The organism is Carnobacterium sp., assembly GCF_049673005.1.
In the GTDB taxonomy this organism is placed as follows: Bacteria; Bacillota; Bacilli; order Lactobacillales; family Carnobacteriaceae; genus Carnobacterium_A.
The window spans coordinates 1-9,047 of the sequence record NZ_JBATXB010000080.1; the positions used below are offsets into that span (position 1 = coordinate 1).

Here is a 9,047-nt window from a genome sequence, read left to right on the forward strand (position 1 = left end):
ACAAAGAAATACTGAACTAATTTCCAATCCGATAAGAAAAATTGTAAAAATTGACCACCGATTAAAGCTGCCATCAGTATCCCTATGGCTGATGGACTATTCTCGACTACAACTGAAATCAATAGTGTAATGGACGCTACCACAATTGATACAAACCACACTAGAGAATAAATCAATAATGTGTACTGGAATCGAGAGATTAGTATCGTTGAATCCGAATTCAATTCTCCCTTAATCAAATTAAAACCTGTTATAATAGGTTCGCTAAATCCCCACTGTTGAAAAAATAAATAAGATACTGTAGTAGCTAGTACACCAATGATGAATACTAAAATTGTTGTCATCATGATGAGTGCAACATACTTGCTCAATAATACTTTCCATCTTGGAACTGCTCGGGTAAGTAAAACTTTAATCGTTTTTTTTGAAAACTCATTTGAGACTAAATCTGCAGCTAAAATAACAACAAGAAGAGGAATAAAAAGCGTCATGCCTTGTTCTGCAAATTGAACATTAAATTTGGATGCTGTAGGAGTTATGGGGTTAATGTCATTTTCTATAAAATAGGTCAATTGCTGTATTTCTCTATCAACAGATGACCGAACTTCTTCTGGTATAAATTCATCTTGGCTACGCTTCTCAAGTTCATCAAGCCGTTGATTCGTTAGACTTTTCCAATCGTATTCTATTCCACCAGATTCCGCTTCAAACCTTTGTATATTTTTATCATAAGAATATTTTTGTCCATATGAAAGCAAACTAACAAAAATTAAAAGTAAAAGAATAATTAAAATCATTTTTTTCTTTAATAAAATTTTCATTATTTCATTTTGTATTAATGAAATCATGCTCTCACATCCTTACCCATTTTTATTTTGATCTGTAATTGTTAAAAATAAATCTTCTAATGTTCTTTTCTTATTTTCGATGTAGTTAATTTTTAAATTTGACTCAATTAACGTTTTATTTATTTCTGAAAGCAAGTTTACATCAATTAACGCTCTTACTGTTTTCCCATCAATAAACGAATTACAATTAAATGTATTTTTAAGAACGAATTGAGCTTTGTTTGGGTCATCTACTGTCCAAACAACTTCACCAGTAGATAGAACTTCTTGTATAGAAGCATTTTTAATAACGCTTCCGTTATTTATAATGCTTACACGATCACACATTAACTGAATTTCACTAATCAAATGAGATGAAATCAACACCGAGATACCCTTTTCTTTGGCTAATTTTTTTACAATGTCTCTAAATTCATGTATCCCTTGAGGATCAAGTCCATTTGTAGGTTCATCTAGAATTAATAGTTTTGGCTTGTGAATTAAAGCTTGAGCTAAACCCACTCTTTGCTTCATTCCCATAGAATAAACCTCTACTTTATCATGGATACGCTTTCCCATACCGACTAATTCAACAGCTTCATCTATATCTTTCTTGGTAACTCCTTTTGACATACTTCCTAACAGTTCTAAGTTTTTGTATCCGCTCATATAATCATAAAGATCAGGACCCTCTATTATACATCCTACATTGGACATCGCTTTTACAAAATCTTTTTTAAGGGAATACCCATTAATAGTTATTTCTCCTGATGTTGGCTTTGATAAACCAACAATCATCCTTAAAGTTGTTGTCTTCCCGGATCCGTTAGGCCCTAGAAAACCAACTATTTCTCCTTGTTTAATATCAAAACTAATCTCTTTAATAATTTGAATTTTTTTGATTTTTTTTGTTAGATTAGAAACCTTTAAAATCGATGTATCCATACTATACCTCTTTTCAAAGATGCTTTCATTTCTTATTCTTTGTCTATAACAACAATATACCTAACAAAGACACTTTACCGCAACTATCTTAGTCTGGAATCTTCAACCAAGCAAGTTAACTATGCTCCCATTTTGCGTTAAAAACTTACTTCAACATAAAAAACGATCAACATATTACAAAGACACTAGCGAGGTTTGCTTCTATCGCTAGTGTCTTTAAGTATTCCCTCTAGTATTTACTTCATAAATTGTAGCCCAAAATCAATGAGCGCTCGATCTGTATGCTTCGCACTCATTAAAGTCACTCCTAAAGGAACGTCATCTTGTTCAAGCAAAGGCAAAGTTAGCTGAGGTATTTCAGCAAGTGGTGAGATACAGAGTAGGTTAGACGATTGTGATCTTAAACGATCAATTTCTTTTAGCGTTGCAGATTTCATTGGAGCAATAGAAGAGGCTGTAGGTGTAATGAGGACAGCCCCATCTAACAGTAACGTCTCCATACGTTGAAGGAATTCTTTCTTCTTTTCTTTTGCTTCTAAATATCTTTCTCTAGTAATCGTAGAAGCCTTTTTTAAACGATCTTTAGGTCCCGGAGATAGTCGAGGACGATAGGCATTAATAAATCCTCCATAACTTTCCCAAATCTCGTATCCTTGGATAACTTGAAACACTTCTTTGACCCAATAATCTAATCCTTCTTCGGCAATCGTTATGTGCTCAACTTTACCTAGCTTATTTCCGATTTCATTCATCACGCCATCAAAAGCTTCTTTCACTTTTTTATCAACCATTTCAAATGCATCATCAACAATATACAACTTGGTAAACTTGCCTTTATTAGAATCTTCCCCCAATAACACTGTAGCAACATCTTGAAACACTTGTTTTTCTGACGCTACAAAACCCAAAACATCCATACTCTTACAATAAGGCGCCTCTCCATCGTTTTGAATTCGTTCATAACTTGGTCGAATACCGATAATTCCATTGTAAGAAGCCGGAACTCGTACAGAGCCTAAACAATCACTGCCAATCGCAAAATCAACTAGCCCACCTGCTGTTGCCGAACAGGAACCACTTGAAGAGCCTCCTGTCAGTCTACGTGTATCTGTTGGATTTAAAGGACTCCCATAATGCCAATTCTCTCCACTTATGCTATAGCAAAGTTCATCACATACCGTCTTTCCAACAAGATCAGCACCATTATCTAACAATTTTGTGATTGCGCTCGCCGTAAAACTATCTGGCTCACTGTAGCGAAGCCAATCAGGATGGCCATTCCCCCACGTACTCCCCTTAATTCTAAAAACATCCTTTGCACCAAAGACATAATTTGATAGTGATTTACCGCTTAATCCTTTGATAGCTATATGATTGTCTCTTACAAAAGATTGCAATGGATCATATGGTGGAGTAGTTGAGACTGTCAATTTTTCCAACTGTTTCATCGCATAATTACTCATCCTTCAGACTCCTATCGTTTGCTTTAGTTTTTGCTTCTTTATAAGATAAGCCATTTGCTAAATTTTCTACAAAACGAGTATCTATCCTTTTTAATTCTTTAGCTTTATTTAATACTATTTCTACGTGTTCAAATGGTATGACAATCACACCAGACTCGTCTCCAAAAATTAAATCATCGGGCTCAATTAAAACGTTATCCATTTCAATCGCTACATTAGTCGCCTCGACCCTGACCAACTCCTTACCGCTCTTACTAGAGCAGCCCTTTGCAAATACAGGAAATCCAAGATCTTGAATAGGTCCGACATCACGATAAACGCCATTTAATACTGCACCTCCTACACCATTTTTTTGAGCATACAGTGCCATTGTGTCTCCCCAGACGCTTCCATCTATTCTTCCTTGGTTGTCGATAACGACAATTCTATCTGCTGGAATATCCTCTAAAAAAGTTCCAAACTTCCTTTCTTTTTCATTTTTAGAGACATACTTTACCGTAAAAACTTGTCCACAAATGGTTGTGTTTTTAATCATCTGTTTGGGTAGAATACATCCTCCTTGTTTTAGATTCAACTCATCAAAAGCATCCGATAACGTACATGAATCTAGTTCTTTATATTCTCTAATTAGTTGTTTCTTTAGTGTATTCATCCTATTTGTCTCCTCTTAGATTATTTTATTTTCTTACCTGTTAAGACTTCCCTGCTGTATGAGTTAGTGCTCTCAACTAAGGAGTATAGATGAATCATAGCATCGAGAGAAAACGTTTGCAACGATTCCTTCATGCCTATTCCCGTAGAAGATACCCTTACATAGATTTAAGAAACCTCTTTTACATAACCGATTTATTATTAACGCTCTATTGGCTAGATTTGCTTTTGTACTTAACTTCAGACTAATAGAATGGTACAGTAACTTAAAAATACTTATACATATGAAAGGAATGATTTTTTGTTAGATAAAACAATCCCCTATGCGGAAATTTGGATGTATCTTCCACAAAACATACCCATCACAGAACCTTCGCTACCTGAAGGGTTTCACTTTGAGTTTTACCAACCAGGAGATGAATTAGACTGGGCAACTATTGAAACAGCGGTTTTAGAATTCGAAAAGGAGAGTCAAGCAGTAGACTACTTCAAAAAAAAATTTAGTCCGTATTCAACAGAGCTGAAGCAACGAATGTTATTTGTCGTGACCTCTTCGGGAGAAAAAGTAGGAACCTGCACGGCTTGGTGGAAAGAAGTCCCTAATGGAACTCGTTATCCACTAGTCCACTGGGTCGCTGTAAAACCAGGATACCAAGGAAAAGGATTGGCAAGAGCGATGATGAACTATACCCTTATACTATTAAAAAAACTCGAAAGTACCTCTCCCGCATATTTGCATACTCAAACTTGGAGTCATGTTGCTATTCGATTCTATCAACAATTAGGTTTTGTTCTCTCAGATAAGAATTTAGACGGAAGTCCAAATCCAGATTATCTAAAAACCATAGAAATTCTAGAAAAAATAAATGCAACCTAATCTGCAAATAAACTTACTAAAGACGAACTATTTTGTTTGAATTCTATTTTTTGATAGTTAAAACCTTGAATTCCTTTTGACAAATGACGATTTAAATAGTATTCTATTAAGAATTAGGTTGGAATGGAGGAAGTAGTATGAACACAAAAAAGAAATTTAGAATTGGACTTGTACCAAAATTATTAATTGCCATCGGCTTGGGAGTTTTGGTGGGACAATTAACCTTTATACCCGACTTTTTACTTCAAATACCCGTTACTTTATCGGCCTTATTTAGTCAATTATTAGCTTTTATTATTCCCTTAATGATTGTTGGTTATGTTATCAAAGGTATTTCTGACCTTACAGATGGAGCTGGAAAATTACTCAGTCTCAATGTTTTGCTCGCTTACTCAAATACTTTGATTGGTGGATTCATCGCTTACTTTTTAGCGTCAAATCTTTTCCCATTATTTATTGATGCTTCTGTAAGAGAAACGGTTCAAACAGACGGTACTGAATTAGCACCCTTATTTACTTTACCTTTAGAGCCCTTATTCAGTGTGACATCAGCAATTGTTTTTGCTTTTTTATTCGGTGTTTTTATCTCTTGGTTGCGTAAAGAAAAAAAAGGCGAAGTTCTGTACAACGTTTTTACTGAGTTCGGTGAAATTATTACTCAAATATTAAAAACGATTATTATTCCAGGTTTACCGATTTATATTTTCGGAAATTTTTTAAACTTAAGTTATAGTGGTGCAGTATTCTCACTTCTGTCCGTCTTTTGGAGAGTATTTGTCGTTGTAATCAGCTTACAAATCTTACTTCTAGTGGTATTATTCATCCTTGCAGGACTTTATACTGGTAAAAATCCAATTGTATTATTAAAAAATCAATTGCCCGGCTATTTTACTGCTTTAGGCACACAATCTTCTGCTGCTACTATCCCAGTAAATATGGAGTGTGCACGTAAGAATGGTGTATCAAAAGAAATTAGAGAATTTGTTATTCCGTTAAGTGCAACGATTCATCTTATGGGTAGTGTTGTAACCATCACTTCTTGTGTCACTGCTGTATTGTTAATGTTTGATATGCCACATGGCTTTGGTATGATGGCTGGATTTATTGCTACTCTAGGTGTTGCTTTGGTTGCTGCACCCGGAGCACCAGGTGGCGCTATTATGAGTGCTATTCCGTTTGTCTATATGGTTGGCATTGATCCAACTGGTTCATTAGGAAATCTGCTTATTTCTCTTTATATTACCCAAGATAGTTTTGGTACTGCAGCAAATGTTTCTGGTGATAACGCTATTGCACTTGTCATTGACAAGGTTTATAACAAGTATATTTTAAAGTCCGTTGAACCTAAAGAAACTAAAACATTTAGTAGTATCGATAATTTATAGCCATACCTTTCTAATTAGACTAAGAAGGAGCAAGTTTTTTGCTCCTTCTTTTTTTATCTTTATTTTCTTAATCATTGCGCAGTGCTATAATTTAAATATATGTGTACAGATTTATACCGTCTGATAAATAAAAGGAGCGAATTCATGAAAAAATCATATACACTAGGTAGACTATCTTTTACAGGTAGTACATTAAAATGGATAGCTATTCTAACAATGTTACTCGATCATATTGGTGCTTTTTTGATTGAACCCTACTTATCAACTTATGGAATAGGTCTTGGATCAGCTTTCACAGCAAATGGACCTTTAACAACTAGCCCTTATTCGCTTCTTTTTCAAGTCGATCTTATTTTAAGATTAATAGGAAGACTCTCTTTCCCCATTTTTGCCTTTCTTCTTGTTGAAGGATTCCTTCATACTAGTAATCTAAAAAAATACATTTCTCAAATAGGAATTTTCGCTCTGATTTCTGAAATCCCTTTTGATCTAGCTAGTGCAGGAGTTTATTTAGAAACTTCACACCAAAACATATATTTCACTCTATTCATTGGCTTATTGTGCATCACTTTCTTTGATAGAGTTGATAAAACCAATGATAGTAAATGGATTATACTTCTTTTAGCCTTATTTTTCAGCGAACTGTTACATGTTGATTATTCCATCATAGGTATCATGAGTATCTTCATATTTTATTATTTTCATGATCATATTCTATTAAGAAACAGCTTAAATGCACTAATCTTTTTATTAAATTTTACCGCAGTATTTTCTTTAATCCCAATTCAACTCTATAACGGTAGAAGAGGCAAACAAAACAAAAAACTCTTTTATATTTTTTATCCTGCTCATCTTATCGTACTGTATTTCATTCGAATTACTTTTTTCTCGTTTTTTTAAATACCAGTAAGAAGATCCATCGTTGTGCAACTCATTAGTAGAGGTGAAGTTTTTTTAATCAAATCAAAGTTAATTTATAAAAAAGAGGCTTAATTTTTATCTTAAAGTTGGTTTAAAACAAAAGGAGTGTACCTATGACTGTTTCTTTAAGGGCAATAAAAATAGCCTTTGCTACAACAATTGCTATTTTTCTAGCTCAACTACTTCAATTAGACTATAGCGTCTCAGCAGGTATCATCGCTATTCTAAGTGTCTTAGACACTAAAAAATCATCCGTTCGTATTGCACTTCAAAGGGTGAGCTCTACCATTCTGGCTTTAACTATTGCAACTATACTCTTTCAATTTATTGATTTTAGTACCCTTGTATTTGGACTGTATCTTCTAATCTACATTCCTTTAGCCTATAAGTTAAACGTAGAAGTAGGTATCGCGCCCTGTTCTGTACTTGTTTCTCATTTATTAGTGGAACAAAGCACCTCAATTGGATGGCTTACAAATGAATTTTTGTTAATGGTTATCGGTGCGGGAATTGCGATTTTATTTAATTTATATATGCCTTCGAAAGAACCTCAATTACTTGTTTTAAGGACTAACATTGAAGAAAAAATGAAGCAAATTTTAATTGGATTTGATTTAATTTTGACTAACGGTTATTCAAACAAAAAAGTCGAATGTTTATTAAATGAGCTTTCAGAAGATTTAAAAATCGCAGAAAAAATGGCTTATACAGACTACAATAATCAGTTATTTAGTCCGGATAAAGATTACCTCATTCACTACTTTGATATGCGTCAGCAGCAAGTCAAAGTATTAGCGGAAATGTCGACAGATCTAGGAGCCTGTTCATTACCTACAAAACAAACTATCATTTTAGCACGTTTGTTTCGTCAAACTGCAGAACAATTGCATGAAAGCAATCCTGTTGTAGATTTAAAGAAAGATATTCAGTCCTTATTAAATGAATTTAGAAATAGTGAGCTACCTAAAACACGAAAAGAGTTTGAAAATCGAGCAGCTTTATTTATCCTTTTGAACGATTTCACTCGGTTTATTCAAATAAAAAAAGAATTTTTTGAGCAGGAAAAAGCTTAATCACCAATTGTGAGAACACTGTAATCCATAACTATATTTAGGTGAAATAAAAAAAGCAAAAGAGTAGTTTTACCTCTTTTGCTTTTTCTTCATTTTCATCATTATTCCTCATTCGTTTACAAGGACTAGAACATCCGACACAAGTTATTTGCTTTGCATCTTTTTAGTATTTCATAAAAATTCAATGGTTGGTTTCCCTAAGATAGGATTAATATACGTACGGCAATCGACTTCATAAAGTTCGGAAATAACTGTTTCTGTTATCACTTCTTCAGGTGTTCCTTGTTTAACTATCCGTCCATCTTTCATAGCGTACAAGTAATCGGTAAAGCGTGCAGCTAAATTCAAATCATGTAAAGCTGCTAATACGCTAATAGGCAAATCCCTGACTATTTTCAATATACTCAACTGGTGCTTAATATCTAAGTGATTGGTCGGCTCATCTAAAACTAAAAATTTAGGTTGTTGCACCAACGTTCTACCTAATATAACCCGCTGTTTTTCTCCACCTGATAAGGATAAAAAACTTCTATCAGCGAGTTCTTGTAAGTCCATTTGCTGAAGAATTAGTTCGACGATTTCATAATCTAACGCGTTGTCTCTTTCCATCAATCCTTTATGTGGCGACCGTCCAAGCAAAAGCATTTGACGAACAGAAAAATCAAAATTCACTTGATGAAATTGTCCTACTACCCCTAATTTTTTTGCTAGCTGTTTATTTGACAGTTCTTGAACCGTCTCGTTATCCAGAGTAATGATTCCTACATTAGGCTCGAGGATTTTTGAAATACTTTTTAATAAAGTCGACTTCCCGCAGCCATTCGGCCCAATTAACCCAACAAATTGATTGTCATTAACCTGCAAAGAAATGTGTTCTACAATTTTTTTGGAAGCAATCGATACCG

The 9,047-nt window shown here is 34.2% G+C and carries 9 protein-coding genes; 4 read left to right on the forward strand and 5 right to left on the reverse strand.

The window, feature by feature from the left end; all coding sequences use genetic code 11:
• The 4 genes from WBF61_RS06195 to WBF61_RS06210 all read right to left on the reverse strand — a co-directional run.
• On the reverse strand, window positions 1–848 hold an 848-nt coding region (locus WBF61_RS06195), incomplete at its 3' end, for an ABC transporter permease (RefSeq protein WP_424254874.1).
• Window positions 849–860: 12 nt separating this feature from the next.
• A complete protein-coding gene (locus WBF61_RS06200) occupies window positions 861–1,772 on the reverse strand; it encodes an ABC transporter ATP-binding protein (protein WP_424254876.1) in 912 nt (303 codons plus the stop codon).
• A gap of 236 nt (window positions 1,773–2,008) precedes the next feature.
• Complete coding sequence (locus WBF61_RS06205; RefSeq protein ID WP_424254878.1) at window positions 2,009–3,235, reverse strand: amidase family protein; 1,227 nt, start codon at window positions 3,233–3,235, stop codon at window positions 2,009–2,011.
• Window positions 3,228–3,887 (reverse strand): RraA family protein, encoded by a 660-nt coding sequence (locus WBF61_RS06210; RefSeq protein ID WP_424254880.1) that lies wholly within the window; start codon window positions 3,885–3,887, stop codon window positions 3,228–3,230. Before WBF61_RS06210 ends, WBF61_RS06205 begins: the two co-directional genes overlap by 8 nt.
• A gap of 300 nt (window positions 3,888–4,187) precedes the next feature.
• Here WBF61_RS06210 and WBF61_RS06215 point away from each other — a divergent pair, with 300 nt between their 5' ends.
• From WBF61_RS06215 to WBF61_RS06230, 4 genes are all read left to right on the forward strand, one after another.
• On the forward strand, window positions 4,188–4,763 hold the full coding sequence (locus WBF61_RS06215) for a GNAT family N-acetyltransferase (protein WP_424254882.1): 576 nt from the start codon (window positions 4,188–4,190) through the stop codon (window positions 4,761–4,763).
• 137 nt (window positions 4,764–4,900) lie between these two features.
• Complete coding sequence (locus WBF61_RS06220; RefSeq protein WP_424254883.1) at window positions 4,901–6,148, forward strand: dicarboxylate/amino acid:cation symporter; 1,248 nt, start codon at window positions 4,901–4,903, stop codon at window positions 6,146–6,148.
• Window positions 6,149–6,292: 144 nt separating this feature from the next.
• Complete coding sequence (locus tag WBF61_RS06225) at window positions 6,293–7,048, forward strand: TraX family protein (RefSeq protein WP_424254885.1); 756 nt, start codon at window positions 6,293–6,295, stop codon at window positions 7,046–7,048.
• Between the two features lie 134 nt (window positions 7,049–7,182).
• Window positions 7,183–8,142, forward strand: coding sequence for an aromatic acid exporter family protein (locus WBF61_RS06230; protein ID WP_424254887.1), 960 nt, complete (start codon window positions 7,183–7,185; stop codon window positions 8,140–8,142).
• A gap of 171 nt (window positions 8,143–8,313) precedes the next feature.
• On the opposite strand, the gene WBF61_RS06235 is transcribed toward WBF61_RS06230, so the two are convergent.
• Window positions 8,314–9,047, reverse strand: a 734-nt coding sequence (locus WBF61_RS06235; RefSeq protein ID WP_424254889.1) for an ABC transporter ATP-binding protein, incomplete at its 5' end; no start/stop codon positions are given.